The organism is Pseudoalteromonas sp. KG3 (genome assembly GCF_030436385.1).
GTDB lineage: Bacteria > Pseudomonadota > Gammaproteobacteria > Enterobacterales > Alteromonadaceae > Pseudoalteromonas > Pseudoalteromonas prydzensis.
In genome coordinates, this window is the sequence record NZ_CP098523.1 from 3,060,067 (window position 1) to 3,077,862 (window position 17,796).

Annotated in this window: 15 protein-coding genes; 8 read left to right on the forward strand and 7 right to left on the reverse strand. The window is 40.5% G+C overall.

All coding sequences use genetic code 11. From position 1 onward, the window contains the following. Positions 1–56 precede the first annotated feature (56 nt). Positions 57–530: a peroxiredoxin gene (locus tag NDQ71_RS14445; protein WP_192540877.1), complete on the forward strand. Its 474-nt coding sequence runs from the start codon at positions 57–59 to the stop codon at positions 528–530. A 96-nt stretch (positions 531–626) separates the two neighbouring features. Here NDQ71_RS14445 and NDQ71_RS14450 read toward each other — a convergent pair whose 3' ends face one another. Further along, complete coding sequence (locus NDQ71_RS14450) at positions 627–2,747, reverse strand: S8 family peptidase (RefSeq protein ID WP_192540876.1); 2,121 nt, start codon at positions 2,745–2,747, stop codon at positions 627–629. A gap of 325 nt (positions 2,748–3,072) precedes the next feature. Here NDQ71_RS14450 and NDQ71_RS14455 point away from each other — a divergent pair, with 325 nt between their 5' ends. From NDQ71_RS14455 to NDQ71_RS14480, 6 genes are all read left to right on the forward strand, one after another. Next, complete coding sequence (locus NDQ71_RS14455; protein WP_192540875.1) at positions 3,073–4,257, forward strand: NAD(P)/FAD-dependent oxidoreductase; 1,185 nt, start codon at positions 3,073–3,075, stop codon at positions 4,255–4,257. A 356-nt stretch (positions 4,258–4,613) separates the two neighbouring features. After that, complete coding sequence (locus NDQ71_RS14460; RefSeq protein WP_192540874.1) at positions 4,614–5,798, forward strand: RNA ligase RtcB family protein; 1,185 nt, start codon at positions 4,614–4,616, stop codon at positions 5,796–5,798. 2 nt (positions 5,799–5,800) lie between these two features. Continuing rightward, entirely contained in the window at positions 5,801–6,457 is a 657-nt protein-coding gene (gene prfH / locus NDQ71_RS14465) for a peptide chain release factor H (protein ID WP_192540873.1), read from the forward strand. A gap of 14 nt (positions 6,458–6,471) precedes the next feature. Next, positions 6,472–6,801 carry a low molecular weight protein tyrosine phosphatase family protein gene (locus NDQ71_RS14470; protein WP_225736494.1) on the forward strand — a complete coding sequence of 110 codons (330 nt, stop codon included), beginning with the start codon at positions 6,472–6,474 and terminating at the stop codon, positions 6,799–6,801. A gap of 154 nt (positions 6,802–6,955) precedes the next feature. Continuing rightward, positions 6,956–7,600: an RNA ligase family protein gene (locus NDQ71_RS14475; RefSeq protein WP_192540871.1), complete on the forward strand. Its 645-nt coding sequence runs from the start codon at positions 6,956–6,958 to the stop codon at positions 7,598–7,600. A 1-nt stretch (position 7,601) separates the two neighbouring features. After that, positions 7,602–8,864 carry an AAA family ATPase gene (locus NDQ71_RS14480; RefSeq protein WP_192540870.1) on the forward strand — a complete coding sequence of 421 codons (1,263 nt, stop codon included), beginning with the start codon at positions 7,602–7,604 and terminating at the stop codon, positions 8,862–8,864. Between the two features lie 64 nt (positions 8,865–8,928). On the opposite strand, the gene NDQ71_RS14485 is transcribed toward NDQ71_RS14480, so the two are convergent. Genes NDQ71_RS14485 through NDQ71_RS14510 form a run of 6 tightly spaced genes read right to left on the reverse strand, consistent with a single transcriptional unit; the run spans position 8,929 to position 15,590 of the window. Further along, positions 8,929–9,939: a hypothetical protein gene (locus NDQ71_RS14485; protein WP_192540869.1), complete on the reverse strand. Its 1,011-nt coding sequence runs from the start codon at positions 9,937–9,939 to the stop codon at positions 8,929–8,931. A 34-nt stretch (positions 9,940–9,973) separates the two neighbouring features. After that, entirely contained in the window at positions 9,974–10,801 is an 828-nt protein-coding gene (locus NDQ71_RS14490; protein ID WP_192540868.1) for a nucleotidyltransferase domain-containing protein, read from the reverse strand. Further along, positions 10,788–12,056 (reverse strand): multifunctional CCA addition/repair protein, encoded by a 1,269-nt coding sequence (locus NDQ71_RS14495; protein ID WP_192540867.1) that lies wholly within the window; start codon positions 12,054–12,056, stop codon positions 10,788–10,790. Before NDQ71_RS14495 ends, NDQ71_RS14490 begins: the two co-directional genes overlap by 14 nt. 28 nt (positions 12,057–12,084) lie before the next feature. Then, positions 12,085–13,134 (reverse strand): RNA 3'-terminal phosphate cyclase, encoded by a 1,050-nt coding sequence (gene rtcA / locus NDQ71_RS14500; RefSeq protein ID WP_192540866.1) that lies wholly within the window; start codon positions 13,132–13,134, stop codon positions 12,085–12,087. A 10-nt stretch (positions 13,135–13,144) separates the two neighbouring features. Next, positions 13,145–14,368, reverse strand: a complete 1,224-nt coding sequence (locus NDQ71_RS14505) for an RtcB family protein (protein WP_192540865.1) — start codon at positions 14,366–14,368, stop codon at positions 13,145–13,147. A gap of 52 nt (positions 14,369–14,420) precedes the next feature. Continuing rightward, on the reverse strand, positions 14,421–15,590 hold the full coding sequence (locus NDQ71_RS14510) for a slipin family protein (protein ID WP_192540864.1): 1,170 nt from the start codon (positions 15,588–15,590) through the stop codon (positions 14,421–14,423). Between the two features lie 499 nt (positions 15,591–16,089). Between NDQ71_RS14510 and rtcR the strand changes: the two genes are divergently transcribed. After that, positions 16,090–17,700, forward strand: coding sequence for an RNA repair transcriptional activator RtcR (gene rtcR, locus NDQ71_RS14515; RefSeq protein ID WP_301561758.1), 1,611 nt, complete (start codon positions 16,090–16,092; stop codon positions 17,698–17,700). Positions 17,701–17,796: the final 96 nt, after the last annotated feature.

The following is a 17,796-nucleotide window of genomic DNA, read 5'->3' on the forward strand; positions in this document are numbered from 1 at the left end:
GCGCTTTTATGCTATTTTTAAGTCGTTTATAGCTCATTACTTTAAAAGGAAAGAACATGATTTCTCAAGGCCAAGTATTACCAGCAATTAGTCTTACGCAATTAGCCGATGACGGCATGCAAACACTGACCAATGACGACTTGTTCGCAGGTAAAAAAGTGGTGTTATTTGCCGTTCCTGGCGCGTTTACGCCAACCTGTTCTAATGCACATTTACCTGAGTTTATTACTCTTGCAGATAAAATAAAGGCTAAAGGCGTTGATGCTATTTACTGTGTATCAGTGAATGATGCATTTGTAATGAAAGCATGGGGAGAGGCACATAATGCAGAGCATATTCAAATGCTTGCTGATGGCGATGCAAGCTTTACTAAAGCGCTAGGGTTAGATAAAGACACCGCTGGTTTTGGTGGTGTACGTTCAACCCGTTATGCCATGATTGTTGATGACCAAACCGTAACAGGTTTATTTGTTGAACAAGATAAAGAGTTTGTAGTAAGCCGTGCAGAAGCGGTATTAGAAAAGCTGTAATAAAAAAGCCGAGCAAAGCTCGGCTAAAAATCACCAGAGGAAACTGGTTTACCAAAGCGCGAGTGCCAGTAATACAGACACTCGCGCTTTTAGTTCTTAAGGTTGGTATTGCGCATCAAGCGTTAAACCAGCAAAGGTTTGATAAGCATTCACGCTCATGTGCCAAGTACCCGCTTGTGGGTTGCTGAAGGTACATGTTTCAGCGTTACCATTTTTGTAAGGGCGACAATCATAGCTAGAGCTGGTTGGTTGACTACCAAATTTAACGAATAAGTCCGCATCACCAGAACCACCAGAAGTCGTTACGGTAAAGCTTGCCATTCCTGCTGGAACGTCCAAGGTGTAATGTTTCCATTGACCAGCACTGGCTGAAATATCAGACACAGTACCACCACCTGCTTGTGGATTGCCTGAGCCACCAGAGGTTGTTAAATTACCTACTAAGCTCACATTTGCGTAAGCTGAGTAACCGCTCAGCATGACATGGTATGTGCCTGCTGTTGGGTTATCGATAGAGCACTCTTCGTTATTGCCATTTTTATATGGACGACAGTCATAGGTTGATGTTGTTGGTGCGCTGCCTGCACGTACATACATATCTGCATCGCCACTGCCGCCACTCATAGTAAACGTAACATTAGAAGCGCCGCTTGGTACGGTCATAGTATAGAAAGTAGTACTACTTGCGCCGCCGCTTAGGCCTGTTAGCGCTTGGCCATCAAGTAATTCATTGCCTGTTGGTGGTGGCGGTGTTGTACCACCTGCTGCGGCAACCGCTGCTGCTGCATCAACAATACCTGTACCACAGTTATTACATGATGCTGGGAATGAACGTGTAGTTGATTTTAAAATGCTCTCAATTTCATCAGGCGTTGCATTTGGCTTAGCCTGTTTGATCAGTGCAGCAACACCAGCAACGTGCGGCGCAGCCATTGATGTACCTTGTGAGTAGTGGTAGCTATCACTTGAAGGGCTTGATGAACCTGAGTTATGCGTTGACAACACACCTTCAGAATCATTGGCAAAACTTTGTGCACCGCCTGGTGCTGCAACATCAATTGACGTACCATAATTTGAGTAATAAGCACGGCCACCGTTACGGCCAACCGAAGCCACATTCACTACGCCATTACAGTTACCAGGGTTATAGTTGTTGGCATTGTCGTTATCGTTACCTGCAGCAATAACGATCACAGTGCCGTTATTACGCGCTTGGTTAATCGCGTTTTGTGTGGTTGAACTACAAGAGCCGCTACCACCTAAACTCATATTAATAACATCAGCAGGGTTTGCATTCGCAGGTACGCCAGAAACCGAACCGCCAGACGCCCAAATAATCCCATCAGCAATATCTGATGTTAAACCACCACATTTACCAAGTACACGTACTGGCACTACTTTGGCGTCATAAGCAACACCGGCAACACCTTCGCCATTATTTGTTACTGCAGCCACAGTACCTGCCACGTGCGTACCATGCCAGCTAGAGCCCTGTGCGCTATGTTGATAACCACATTCGTTAGCGCTGATCGCATCACCTGGATCGCGAGCATCGCTATCGCGTGCGCCACCATCATTAGCAACAAAGGTATCGGAGATCATGTCGTAACCAGGTAATAAATTAGCATTTAAATCAATATGCGGGCGGTAACCAGTATCAAGTACGGCAACGGTTACACCGCTACCTGTGGCAGTATCCCAAGCTGTAGGTAGGTTTAATCCGCCAGCTTGTTCATAGTAATGCCATTGATCGTCATAACGCGGATCATTAGGCGTCGCAAATGGTTTTAACATTTGATCTATTTCAATGTATTCCACGTTGCCTGAAGCTATCACTTCTTGCATATATTGTTGCGCTTCGTCTGCGCTAAGTTTCTTATTTGCACGCATTACATGGTGGTTGTTCAATGCCATTGCACGAACATACTGCGCCTTAATGTTACCTTTTTTACTGGTAAAGTTTTTAACAAAGCCTTGGGCTTTTTTGTTCATCATCAGTGGGCTAGTTTCAGCAGCCGATAGGGTGCTCATTTCATCAGCGTTATTTTTATATTTGATGATAAAGCGTGTGCCAAGAGGATCTTGGCCCTGTAGTTTTGCTGTGGTTTCTGCCATTGATGGCATCATTGCTTGGCTTGGATTTGCCATGCTAGTTGTTGCAGCAAATAACGTGCTTAATGTTAGCGCTACGGCACATTTTTTAAATGTTGTTGTCATAATGATCCCTAGATTGTTATGTATTACTTCACGATGGATTATCGTGAAGGGGAACAAAGGTAAATGATCTGTTAAAATAGCTAAAATAACGTTTTATTATTAATGTCTCTAATTTAGTTATATGAGGATGTTTATATGGCTAAATAAGCTTTTATGCTTCTTACAATGCAAGAATATTGGTTATAAAGTATTAATTAATGTGTGAGCCACGGAAGTGTGCATTTATTTTTCCCACTTTATTGTTAATAGTTAAATAGTGAAATTCCGCTCAGTTTGTAGTTTTAAATTTGCTACAATTGCAGAAATTTTCTGATGAGACGAACAAATGACCCAAGTAGATGTAATAGTGATCGGTGCCGGCGCCGCAGGTTTAATGTGTGCAGCGCAAGCAGGTTACCGTGGCCGCAGTGTTACAGTGCTTGATATGGGTAAAAAGCCTGGTCGTAAAATTCTCATCAGCGGCGGCGGACGTTGTAACTTCACCAATGAAAACGCCTGCCCTGACAATTATTTATGTGGTAATCCACACTTTGTAAAATCGTGTTTAAGCCGTTATACCCAACATGATTTTATTGAGCTGGTGGACAGACACGGTTTGGCGTATCACCATAAAACCCTTGGGCAGTTATTTTGCGACAATAGCGCACAAGATATTGTTGATATTTTACTTACCGAATGTGAATGGGCTGGTGTGAATGTTGCGCTTCGTAACGAAGTGCTAAGTGTTGAAAAAACAGATACTGGCTATCTAGTGAGCACTGAGCAACAGTCATACAGCTGTGAATCACTGGTTGTTGCCGCTGGTGGCTTAACCATGCCAAAATTAGGCGCAACACCAATAGGCTATAAAATTGCTGAGCAATTTGGCTTAAAAGTATTACCGACCATGGCAGCACTTGTGCCATTTACCTTGCATCAACATGATAAAGACCGCTTTGAAGGGTTATCGGGTATTAGTGTGCCATGTATCGTCAGTAGTGAAGACTGCACAAGTTTTAAAGAAAATATCCTGTTTACTCATCGCGGTTTATCAGGCCCCGCCATATTACAAATCAGCTCATTTTGGCGAGCAGGGCAAGCAGTTACTATAAACTTGTTACCAGAGCTTGATTTAACAGCGCAACTAGCCACATGGCGAGAAACCCAAGCACAAAAATCATTAAAAAATAGCCTTGCCACTATTTTGCCAAAACGCTTCGTTGAAATACTGCACGAAAGTAAAGCCATTCCAGATTGCAATGTAAACCAGCTCACTCATAGCCAAATTGACGAGCTAGCTAATTACATTCATAACTGGCAAATTAAACCCAACGGCACCGAAGGTTACCGCACAGCCGAGGTTACCTTAGGCGGTGTAGACACCGACGAACTTAGCTCAAAAACTTTTGAAGCGAAAAAAGCCCAAGGCCTGTACTTTATTGGCGAAGTCACCGACGTAACCGGTTGGTTAGGTGGCTATAATTTTCAGTACGCGTGGAGCTGCGGCTTTGCGGCAGGGCAGTATTGTTAGCCATAAAACTTAGAAATATATCGAAAATAAAGCAAACATAGCATAAGTTTGTGTTTGCTTTATGTTCAAAAACTGATTAATATGCGCTCGTTCAATTGTTCAGCACTTACCCTAAGTGTTGGATTCATCAACTAACTGTGAAGGAGAAAATACTATGACAATGACATCAACATCCTTTGCAGGTCTTATCCGATAAGAAACTTGTTACTTAAATACGCTGTTATATATTAAGTACATTTAGGTAAACATCGCGTTTAAATACGTTCCTTTCGTTTGATTTCAAAATAGATCCAGACCTGCCAATTCGTATTTCGTTTTAATCCTATTTTTCTAACAAAGAAAAAGGAATTGGTATTATGGGCAAATCCGTCCAAAAAATAACTGATAAAGTTAGCCTTATTGCGTCTGCTGATACGTGGATTGAAGGACTGGCAATACAGCAACTGATCAAAACATCAGAGTTAAATGGTATGCAACGTGTTGCGGGCATGCCTGATTTACACCCAGGTAGAGGGTATCCTATCGGGGCTGCATTTTTCACTACTAACAAAATTTATCCTGCTTTAGTGGGTAACGATATTGGCTGCGGTATGGCGCTGTGGCAAACCACAGCCAAAGTAGCAAAAGTAAATTTGGATAAACTAGCCAAAAAATTTACACATATTGAGCTGCCACTCGATGAAAGTTGGTTCTCAATCATAGAAAGTAGCAAAGCGGCAAAAAATATTACTATCAAGGGTTATGATAGTGCCTTGGGCACCATTGGTGGCGGTAATCATTTTGCTGAGTTTCAAGCGATTGATGAGATATACAATCAAAGTGCTTTAGATGAGTTAGGGCTAAGTAGAAAGCATCTTCAATTATTGGTTCATTCAGGCTCGCGAGGGTTAGGGCAATCAATATTGGTTGAGCATATAGCGGGTCATAATCACAATGGCTTATGTGAAGGTGATGCTGATTTTAAAGATTACATGAGCAAGCATGATGAAGCGGTGCGCTTTGCAGAGCTTAATCGTGAGTTGATTGCTAAGCGGTTTTTAGAGGCTATACGAGCAAGTGGTGAGCGTAGCTTAGATATTAACCATAATTTAGTATCGGCTAAAAATATTAATGGTTGCGATGGCTGGTTACACAGAAAAGGTGCAACACCGAGTGATAAAGGTTATGTAGTGATCCCTGGTTCTCGTGGTGATTACAGTTATCTTGTAAAACCAGTATTTACAGCGTTGAGTGATAATGATCTAGCAGTGCAGGAAAGTATCAATAGCAGTTTATTTTCACTTGCGCACGGCGCGGGGCGTAAATGGCAACGTGGTGAATGCCATGGCCGATTAGGCCATAAATATAAGCGCGAAGATTTATACCGTACAGCGTTAGGCAGCAGAGTTATTTGTGGTAATAAAGAATTGCTATACGACGAAGCACCCCAAGCGTATAAAAAATGTGAAACGGTTATAAGTGACATGGTTGATGCAGGGCTAATAGAGGTGGTAGCTAAGTTACGACCCGTTTTAACCTTCAAAACAAATGGAGGTTGTTGATCATGATATTACTGCAATTATCAGCAGGGCAAGGACCTATTGAGTGCTGTAAAGCTGTAAGTTTAGCGTTAAAAATGATTAAAAAACAATGCCTCGCACAAAGCATAGAACTCGAGATTGTTGAGGCTATTAGCGCAACAGAGCGAGACTGTTTAAAGTCGGTTTTATTGCAACTTGATTCAACAGTCGATAGCGCGGCTAAGCAATTAGCTCGGTCATGGCAAGGTACTATGTTGTGGGTGTGTCAAAGTCAGTATCGGCCTAAGCATAAACGCAAAAATTGGTTTTTTAGCGCGCAACTGTACGACATTGATGAAAGTAAGCTTGAGCAAGGCGTAACTTTTCAAACATGTCGCGCGTCTGGCGCTGGCGGCCAACATGTTAATACCACTGATTCAGCAGTCAGAGCCACCCACACAGCAACGGGTATTTCGGTACGTGTTGAGAGTGAGCGCAGTCAACATGCCAATAAGCGTTTAGCAAGAGTGCTGTTGTTTCAAAAACTAGAGCAAGTAGCATTAGATAAAATGACTCAGCAAGAAACAGCACGTTGGCAACAGCACTGGGAAGTTGAACGTGGTAATCCTGTAAAAACATTCACTGGTGAAAAGTTTACTTTAAAGCATGACTGCTCAGCTAATAAAGGAGTACATAATTAATGAAGGAATATAAAGTGAAAAATGTACTTTTCATTTGTAGTCGCAATAAGTGGCGAAGCCCAACAGCTGAGCAAGTATGGAAAAACCACCCAGAGCTCGCTGTTAGCTCAGCAGGCACCAGCCCTAATGCAAAGAGAACGGTGAATGCCAAAATGATGCAATGGGCTGATGTCATATTTGTTATGGAGCAAAAACACAAAAATAGACTTAAAGCGCAATTTGGACATTTATTAACGTATAAAGATATTCAAGTATTAGATATTGCTGATGAATACCAATATATGGATAACGAGTTAGTAAGCATTATAAAACAAAGCGTTGGCAGCTATTTAGCGCTAATGTAAATTCAGGTAATTAGAGGGTAGAACAATGTAATTCCATCTCAGCACTGCATGTTTAACTTTTGTCTTTTCAGTATTGAAAGGGCAGTCATACGGTGCTTATAACTATTAGAAATTGAATTTAACAGTCAATCATAATATTTAAAATTGGAATTACATGGTGAGAATTAAATACCCTCGCACCCCGCATTTACCTTGGTCACCGGGTGCAACAGATGATGATATACACCAAGGTAATTTAAGTTGCTTTGCAAATAAGCAAGTCGTTGTTACTGAAAAAATGGATGGTGAAAATACGACTCTTTACAATGACTTTGTACACGCTCGTTCGATTGATAGTCGTTTTCACCCATCAAGAACATGGGTAAAAGCGCTGCAAGCAGAGCTTGGCTACAAAATTCCGCAAGGATGGCGTATCTGTGGCGAAAACCTGTATGCAAGGCATTCAATTAGCTATGAATCATTATCTAGTTATTTTATGGCATTTTCGCTATGGAACGAAAACAACGAATGCTTAAGCTGGCAAGACAGCAAACAGTTTTTTGCACAATTAGGGCTGCTCACCCCAAAAGAGTTGTATGTTGGCTTATGGTGCGAAAAAACAATAAAAAACATAGTACTGGATACTCAATACCAAGAAGGCTATGTGGTTAGACTTGCTGATGGTTTTCATTACTCACAGTTTAAAAAAAGTGTCGCAAAATGGGTGAGAAGTAACCATGTGATCACCGATAAGCATTGGATGCATGCAGACGTGATCCCTAATGGGCTAAGCACTAAAAATACAAAAAAGGGAGGTTAAGATGAAAAAATTAGCCGCTTGGTTAGATAGTTTAGCTTTAAATCATTCACCAAATTTTGCTGAGTGTATTGAGTATTTGGGGGATGCGTTTCCTCTACTGCATCAGTTCGCTGACACTGAGCAAGACAGTATCTGGCATGCTGAAGGCGATGTTGCCATTCATACTGATATGGTGTTGAGTCAATTGTATGAAATACTAGTCAATGATGATGGACATATAAAAGGAACAAAAAGGCAGGTATTGATCTTATCTGCTTTATTGCATGATATTGCCAAGCCAATCACTACAAAACGCAAGCAGATAGAAGGTGTTGAATGTGTAGTTGCACCAAAACATGAGGAGGTAGGTGCAAATTATTTAGCCATTAAATTGCTTGAGCTACCCCTTGAGTATAAAGCAATTAATACCATTATAGGATTAGTGGGTTTTCATCAAATGCCAAAACGTTTGGTGATCAAAAATCAAAGTTACAGTGATTACCTGCACCTTTCTTTAAATGCTAATTTAGAGTTGCTTTATTGGCTTGAATTAGCCGATATGAAAGGGCGAACATGCACAGATCTAGCGCAACAAATTGATTTGTTGGAGCAGTTTAAAATGTTTGCCCAAGAGTATGAATTGTGGGGCGAGAGTGAGGCAACTCACTCAATTTTAAAACCTATTCAAGTCAAATCTTCACGTGCAGAACAAGCGTATTTAAATGGCTATGCTATTCGTCAGCTGGCAAATGGTCAAATTAGCATGGTTGAAGAAGCGCTAGCGAAAAATTATCAAGGTGCTTTAGGATACAGTCATCTTTATGTGATGTGTGGTATTAGCGGCAGTGGTAAATCTACTTGGATTGCACAAAACCTAACAGGATTTGAAGTTATTTCATTAGATGATATTCGTGAAGAGCTTAATGGGAAAAGGAATTGTCAAAAGAATCGAGGGCAAATGTTACAGTTAGCTAAATCGCGATTAAAAACGGCATTAGCAAATAAGCAAAATATTGTCTGGGATGCGACCAATTTTCGTAAAGACTTTAGACAAATTATTTGTGATCTTGGGTTAAATTACGGTGCTTTAATTACGATTGTTGCTCTGCAAGTTAAAGAAAGCACACTACGCAGTCAAAACAAAAGTAGAAAGCATAATGTTGGTGATGAAGTTATTACTAGTCAGTTAAATAAGTTTGAGTGGCCTTCAGTTACTGAAGGTCACAGAATGCTTATTATTGACGAAAAAGGTAATGAGTTATTAAGGCTAGGCACATTTGAGTAAATACTTTTGATTTGCTTCTAGTTTTTGATAAAAGATCCTCCACCATTTAGTGGAGGATTTTATTTTAAAATAGTGTATCACCTGCTATTTTGCGCAGTGCAAATTTGCCGCGCTCAGCAACCGCAGTAGAGCGATCCAATGACAGTTGTTCAGCAAGCTTTACTGATTCATCGCCTAAATTATTTAATTCTCTAATTAATACTTCAGCGGCTACTCGCCTAACGATTGAAGAGCGATCGTTTGCTGCTGATTTAAGTAATGGGGTAAGTGGTACCTCAATTGTCAGCGGGCGCTCTGAAATAACAGGCACCTCGTGGCCTTGGCAATACCTTATATCTGTCCATTGCCACTTTCTTCCATTAAACCAAGAAACTTTATTGCTAAACAAACATTTGTATACCTTGGCGCGAAGCGATGGTTGAACAGCGCTGTCAGCTATTTCTACAAGGTAATGATCTATCGCGCTTTTACGCGCAATTTGTGAAAATATCGAAGATAATGGCCCCGTTGGCAATGCTATTAAGTTTAATTTAAGTTCATCTAAAAGGCGCGTTGTTGTGATTATTTCTAAGAGGGTGTTTTTGCTTTTTTCATCAATTCTTTTCCATGATGACCAGTGACTTAGGGTAAAGAAGATAACCTCTGCAACATAAGATTTATTTGTATTTGCAATCACTTTACTAAGTACTTCACTAGCAGCTTGTCTAACTTGCGGTACCCAGTCGTTAAGTTTTCTACATACTAAAGCTAAAACAAATCTGTTAGGTACATTTTCTATACTGCGAAGTGCTTGTTCTCTTTTATGGCCATCCCAATTGCACAAATCAATCCATGTAATTTTTGTGGGGGTATTAGACCAAAAATTCCATACATTGTTTGACTGTGAAGAAAGAGCTTTAGCGTATTCATTACGAATAAACCTCTCCCAGTAATCTAAATTGCCTAATGGTAATTCAGCTGTCACAAGAGAAACCGGGCATAGGGGAAGCGAAGTCTCTTTCGATGAACAGGATGATTGCACTAACTCTTTTATTGCGTGGGATAGCTCTTCCTCTAACACACTTTTTTTGTTCACTTTTATATCCTTATTTCAGATTCAAGGCAGAAATTTACTTATCTATACAATTATTTAAAATCTCAACAAAAAGTTGATTTAACACTTCAAAATCTACGTCTCTTTTTTCAAATTTTGATGTATAGTTTTCGTGTCTGGCTAGTTCTGACTCAATAAATTCATTAATCACTGGCACGCTTTTAATATACTCTTTCTCTAAACTGACGCGTTTTGATGCCAGCAGTGCCGATATTGCCTCATTAAGCGGGGTGTTGTCGGCAATTAGCTTACGTAAAGTATCGAACTCGATGGGGGCGGGTTCGTTATATTTTTCAAGCCACATAATTGCTAATAAAGGCCTTAAAACATAGAAATACTTTTTCAGTGGGACTTGCTCTTTTTTTAGGTATTCACGGAAATTGCCTTTAGCCATGTGTAAGTAGTGATAAATCCCTCGTGTTGATGACGCGACAAGTGGCAGCAATTCGCGCGCTTTTGTTGCAAAGTGGTCGTCATCTACATAAACAATGGGTGATTGTAGCCACTCGATAAACGCGGGGTTAGATTTATAAAATAATTTTAGGGCTTTGCGAATATCCCAGCCGTTTATATCTATTTCATCGACGATTGGGTATTCAATCACGTCGCGTTTATCTTCAAGGTTTACTGCTAAATACCAGTCTGTCGGGTGCGCGTAAATAAATCGCACGTCGTAATCGCTGTTAGGAGATTCAAACCCCCACGCTCGGCTGCCTGACTCTATCGCGTAAAGTATTTTTACATTATGCTCTGCTTCTGCGGCTTTTATTCTTCGCATTATTTCAGCGTGAACATCTTTGTTGATGCATTTATGTAGCGTATTCTCTTTTTTAGTTATTTTCATGGTGTAACTCTTTATTTTTTAATTCGGTTAGGCAATCGCGTAAACAATCTATTTCCGCTTCTCGCATTGTTGCACCAATTAGCGGGCCGCTTTTACCTCTTGAAATTGCTTGTTGTACTATGGCTTTTCTGTCGAGTTGCTTTAATGCATTTAATAGTGACTGCGCTAATTGCAGTTGCGGATAGTCTTTATTTACAAAGGTTTCACCTCTGCCTTGCGCATCACATAAACACGCTTGAAGAAACTGTAAAAAACGGTGTGGATGTTCAAGCGCATTCATTTTTTCAACGATGAGCCTGTGCACTTTTTTAGGTGTTAGTTCAAATAATTTATGGCATCGAGTGTGGTTGTCACTTGTTAAAGCTGCCAGCGCTTTGAATTTATTCGGTACTTTTAAGCGCTCACAAAATTCATTAATTATTTTAATGCCTACTTGCTCATGACCATGTAAATTTCCATATTTTTGATAGCAGTAAGCTTTACCAAAGTCATGAGTAAGGGCGGCGAAACGTGTTTCAACATCAAAACCTAAATCAGCAGCTCGCTTTAGTACCAGCATGGTGTGAATGTAAACATCCCCCTCAGGGTGGTGGTTTTTAGGTTGAGGGATACCTTGCATCGCTTCAATTTCAGGAAATAGCCCTAAGCCATTAAGCGCTTGAAGAAATAACTGCGGGTGCTTCTCGTTCAATGCCTTTTCGGCCTCATTCCATACACGTTCGGGTACTAAGTTTGCAAGTTCGCCGCTTTCTTTTAGTTTGTTCATAAGCGCTTGAGTGTCTGGGTGTATTGACCATTGCTCACCAAAGCGGGCAAGAAAGCGTGCAATCCGTAACACGCGTACGGGATCCTCTGCAAAAGCGGCGGTGGTGTGCCTGAGTATTTTGTTTTTTAAATCAGCTTGGCCATTAAACGGATCGATAATATTGCCTTGATCATCCATCGCCATTGAATTAATGGTTAAATCGCGCCGCGCTAAATCTTCTTCTAAAGTCACCGAAGTGCTGGCATCCACTGTAAAGCCAGTATAGCCTTTGCCATTTTTTCGTTCAGTACGGGCAAGAGCATATTCTTCTTTTGTTTTTGGGTGCAAAAAAACCGGAAAATCACTGCCAACAGGCTGATAACCTAATGCGATTAAGGTGGCAGGTGTCTCGCCTACTACAACATAATCTTTGTCTTTTGACTGATGGCCTAGTAATGAGTCTCTCACTGCTCCGCCGACTAAGTAGACTTTTTTGAGTTTATTATTCATTACCTTACCGTTGTATTTTTAATCTTGCTTAAGTGTCTTGTGCTAGTGAAACATGCCACATGCACTGTGTTAATTGCTTTAACTGTATCTCTTTTCCTAATATGTGTTTAATAACATTTATATTGGTTATTGTATGCAAGCTAGGTTTAGTTGTTGTAAAGCTGCCGCTTCCTGCCAGTGCAATGGGCAGTAATAATTGGTCGGCTAAATACTCTTCAACTGCCGCCTGAGATTGAATAAATACATTGACTCTGCCTGCTGCGCGTTTTGCTACATTTTGTGCTGATAATCCTTTTTCTCCCGTTACTTCAAACACAGTACGATGCGTTTCACTATCAATACCTAATTGAAAACTGTTACCCGGTCCAGGGGTGATCACGCTTTGCACATGGCTTGGCGCATCGTGCCAATTGAGTACTTTTTTAGCTGTGTTAATTTCGCGCTGCCCTATGCTTGAGGGAAGTGAGCTTACTAGTGCCGTTAGTGAGCAGTTACTAATTTTGTTAGCAAAGTCAGCACCGGCATCAGTTAATTGAATGGGCGTAAACTTTGCTGTTGGTTGAATGCTTATTTGCCACTTTCCGCCGCCCGCAGGATAAAACCCGAGTGCAGTAGTTTTAATCTGGCAGTCAATGCCCATGCGTTTGAGTATGGGTAAAAATGATTGCTCTAAAAAGCTCAAAGAAGGTGACATACCGTTATGTGTGCCGCCTTCAAACGTGACGGTTGAGCTGCTTTGCGCCAAGGCTAATACAGGTAAAATTGTTTGGCATACCAATACGGTGCTGCCTGCGCTACCAATGGCAAAATTAAAGTTACCGGCTTTTATTTTGCCTGGCGAAAAGCAAATATGCGTTGAGCCAAGTTCAACGCCTTCAATACTCGCATCACAAATCTCTTGTGCCGCCAAAACACATGTAAGGTGTTGACGTAATAGCCCTGTTTTGTTTCTACCTGCTCTAATATTGTAAAGTTCAATATTTTGCTGGGTTAAAATAGACAGGGTGAGGGCGGTTCTTAATACTTGGCCGCCGCCTTCACCTTGTGAGCCATCTATTTTTATAAACTCTGTGGTCATATAATTATCTTTATCCTTTTACACAAACAATTTGTTTTAAGGTATAAACTACCTCAACTAAGTCTTTTTGTGCTGTCATTACTTTTTCAATATCTTTGTATGCATGAGGGATCTCATCAATCACTGCGGCATCTTTTCTGCACTCTACGCCTTGTGTAGCGGCAATTTGATCTTCAATGCTGTACACCTTTTTGGCTTTTGTTCTAGACATAACACGGCCTGCACCATGGCTACAACTATTAAAGCTTTCAGGGTTTCCTAAACCACGAACAATAAAAGATCGTGCGCCCATATTACCTGGGATAATGCCCATTTCACCTTTTTCAGCTCTTACTGCCCCTTTACGTGTTACAAAGCAGTCTTTACCAAAGTGATGCTCTCGAGAAATATAGTTATGGTGGCAATTTACTGCGAGTTCATGGGTTGAGAACGCTACAGGTATTTGCTTTCGTAATGCTGCTATGGCATTAAACATCATGATTTCGCGGTTTTTGGCGGCAAAGTCTTGCGCCCATTCAACCGCTTCAACGTAGTCATCAAAAAAGTCACTGCCTTCTTCAAGGTAGGCTAAATCCATATCGGGTAGGTTGATTTGATGGCGCTGCATTTCTTTTTTAGCTAACTCAATAAAATACGTCCCAATGCGGTTACCCACGCCACGGCTGCCAGAGTGCAACATGATCCACACAGTATCGTGCTCATCTAAACACAGTTCTAAAAAATGATTACCTGTTCCCATGGTGCCTAAGTGATGAACGTTGTTGCTCTTTTTTATTGCAGGGTGTTTTTCACAAATAACTTCAAACCGCGCCTGTAACTTTAGCCACTCACCTGCAACTATGTCGGGTATGTTATGCCATGCGCCTCTATCTGCTTTGCCTCTATTGCTAGTTCTGCCATGAGGGACTGCTGACTCAAAGGCATGTCTAATAGCCAATAAGTTATCAGGTAGTTGGCTTGCGGTTAAGGTGGTTTTAGTGGCGACCATTCCACAGCCAATATCAACACCCACTGCGGCGGGAATAACCGCATTTACTGATGGTATAACACTGCCAATGGTTGCGCCTTTACCTAAATGAACGTCTGGCATCACGGCAATATGAGAATGTACTAAGGGCATACGTGCAATATTGTTTAGTTGTTGTTGAGCTTGCTCCTCAAACTGCACGCCTTTGGTCCACGCTTTTATTGGTACACTGCCTTGGTTTTCGATTACGTTATAATTTTTACACATTCGTTTTTCCTAAATCCTTTTCATTATTATTTTTTTGCGTAACGCCTTCTGATTAGGCTATTTTTACTACGGAGTTCATTAACCCTTCTAATCCACCATACACGGTCAGATTGTTTATTCGTTCGGCGACTTTTTCTAATGCTTCCAGTTCTTTTAAACGCATTAGTGTTGGGTTGTTTTCAATCATTTTTGCAGTGTTATGCAAACTTCTGGTTGCTGACGTTTCTTCGCGTCTTTTAATTACATTGGCCTCAGCTGCTTTTTGCGCTTCAACCACTTGGTTTAGTATTGTTTTCATTTCACCTGGCAAAATAATGTCTTTTACACCTACGTTCGCAAGGGTGATACCAATGTCTGTTAAAGACTGTGCAACCAGCTCTTTTACAGTTTCATTTACGTACAACTTATCCAAAAGGATATCATCGAGCGATTTTGTGCCAACGGCTTCACGTAATGCTAGTTGTAATGTTTTATAGACAAAGTCATTCACGTTATCGACGCTACGGGCTGCAAGTTGAGCATCATGTACTTTTATGTTGGCACTTAAGTTTATGCGTAGGCTTACGCGGTCTTTACTGAGGATCTCTTGCCCTGAGATTTCGAGTAACTGCGTTCTGCAATCAAAGGTTTTTAATTCAATCTCATGATTAAATTGCCAAAAACCGTAATGACCAGGTGTTAGTTGTTTTAATAGCTGACCATTTACATACAGTAAACCAATATGCTCTTTTGTTACGTGTAAATCAGCAATAGGTTTAACCGCAACAGTACGATCACTTTTAATTAGTCGTGAAGCTGTGTTTGCGCCAGCACGGCTAATTAAAAAAAGCGTTTTATCATCTAGAGCTATTTCTTCGTCGATAGATACTTTCTCTAGTCGAATATCACCCGCGTCTTGCCATAGGTATAATTGTTCGCTGGGTGCGACGATACCTTCAAGCAAGTCATTAACGTACAGCAGGCCCACTTCCGTGTTACTTAGTTTGCAGTGAAAAATATGTTTATTTAGCTGTGGATTATTTCGATAGAGTCTTTCAGCATTTTGTTCTGAAAAGTACAGGGTGTTTATATCAAAATACACAAACGATAGTTCATTTTTAAAATCCCAACGTTTATGTTTTCCAGGTGTGAGTACATCTATTAGTTGTTGATTTTTGTACACTAGCACTCTTTGGTTTTCAGTGATCTCGACTATTTTTTGAAATAATTTTTTGCTTAACATTTTAAATTCCTTATTGTTTTTACTCCCCTTAAATTAAGGGGTTAGTAAGAGTTAAATACTTGTTTAATAAAAGCCCAAAACTGCATAGCGATGGGGAGCGTCCAGCTTGCCACCGTTCATTCGTCTGAGGCGTTTATCAAGCATTGGTAATAACGACTTACTAACGTCTTTATATGTATGTTTAAGATGGGATTCGAACCCAAGGCAGACGGCGAACCGCTGCTCCACCAATTTAACTTTTCAATATTGTTTGATTAGGAATACGCGGCAACAGTGTTGAGCGCACCAGAGTGACTTTTTGAATCACACCTAATTAATCAGACTTCTAGGTAATTACAAGTCATGTGCCAGTTTTGTTTAAATATTTTTATTTGTTTTTAAGTTGTTGTTTTTAAGGCTTAAATTAACTAAATTTGAGAGTTTCTAGCTGTTGCGCTTGATAGGTCTTTCGTTATTTTGTATTGTTTTGTGTAGTATTTTTATCCATATGGATACGGTTGTGAAAGATACAGTAGTCGTTAGCTTAATTGGTACGCAGTTAGATTATGTCGGTAAGAGAGTCGATCGATGGGCTAAGTGGCGGCCTAATATAAGTTTATGTAGTCAAGATAATCTTATCGTTAACCAGCTACATATGCTGCATGACAATCACAGTAGTCGCCTTGCTAATAATGTTGCAGTGGATATTGAGTCTGTCTCTCCTGAAACTAATGTGCAGTTGCACCAGCTTAATTTTAGCGATCCGTGGGACTTTGAAGAAGTGTATGCCAAGCTCTTTGATTGGTGTTCACACTACACTTTTGATACTGATAAAAACGATTACTTATTTCATATCACAACGGGTACGCATGTTGTGCAAATATGCAGTTACTTGCTTACAGAAAGCCGGCACTTTCCAGGGCGTTTGATTCAAACATCACCAGATCATAATAACAATAATAAATCTATAGGGCGTATACAGATCATCGATTTGGATTTATCTAAGTATGATCAATTAGCTACGCGGTTTGATATTGAGCATCAGCAAGGTAAGGAGTTTTTAAAAGGCGGTATAGAAACTAAAAATATTTTCTTTAATCAACTGATCACACAAATAGAAAAAGTAGCAATTCGCTCACACGATCCCATGCTTTTAACTGGGCCTACTGGGGCGGGTAAGAGCCAGCTTGCAACCCGTATATTTCAATTAAAGAAAAAGCGTTCAATGCTAAAAGGCACGTTGGTTTCTGTAAATTGTGCCACTTTAAAAGGCGAGAATGCCATGGCTGCGTTATTTGGTCACACAAAAGGTGCATTTACTGGCGCGCTTCAAGCAAGAGATGGGTTTTTATTGAGCGCACATGATGGCGTACTTTTTTTAGATGAAATCGGCGAGCTGGGATTAGAAGAGCAAGCAATGCTGCTGCATGCTCTTGAAAATAAAACTTTTCACCCAGTTGGTAGCGATACACCTGTTCAAAGCAATTTTCAGTTGATTGCAGGTACCAATAGAGATTTAAAAAAAGAGATAGCTCAAGGTCATTTTAGAAGTGACTTGTTTGCTCGTATTAACCTGTGGGAATACGAATTACCAGCACTGAAAGATCGAAAAGAAGATATTCCTGTGAATATTGATTACGAAGTTGAGCTCTACACTAAAAAAATGGGGGATCGCGTGCAATTTAATAAAGAAGCTAAAAACGCTTTCATTAGTTTTGCTACTTCAAACGAGGCATTATGGACTGGCAACTTTCGAGATTTGAGCTCTGCAATTACAAGATTATGCACATTGGCTGATTCTTCACGTATTACTGTCGAAGATGTTAAAGACGAAATAGAGCGCTTAAAGCAAGCTTGGTATCCACAAAAACAACAGTTACCGTCGAGTGTCCTTTGTGATTATCTTGAAAATACTCAGGTAGAAGAGTTAGATAACTTTGATATTAATCAGCTTAGTTATGTTCTTACTACCTGTCAGCGTCACAATAGTATGGCTTCGGCTGGTCGAGAGCTGTTCAATATAAGTCGAACACTTAAGTCTCAAGCTAACGACTCAAGTCGCTTGCAAAAATATTTGAGTAAATTTGGTTTGAAGTGGAGTGATATCTCCCCTAATTCAAAACATAGTTAAAACTATGGGATGTGCTGTGTTAGCGGGTATCAATAGCGCTACACATGCAGTGGATTGTAATGGCTTAACTCTTTAATGATATCTTTTGCGACTACT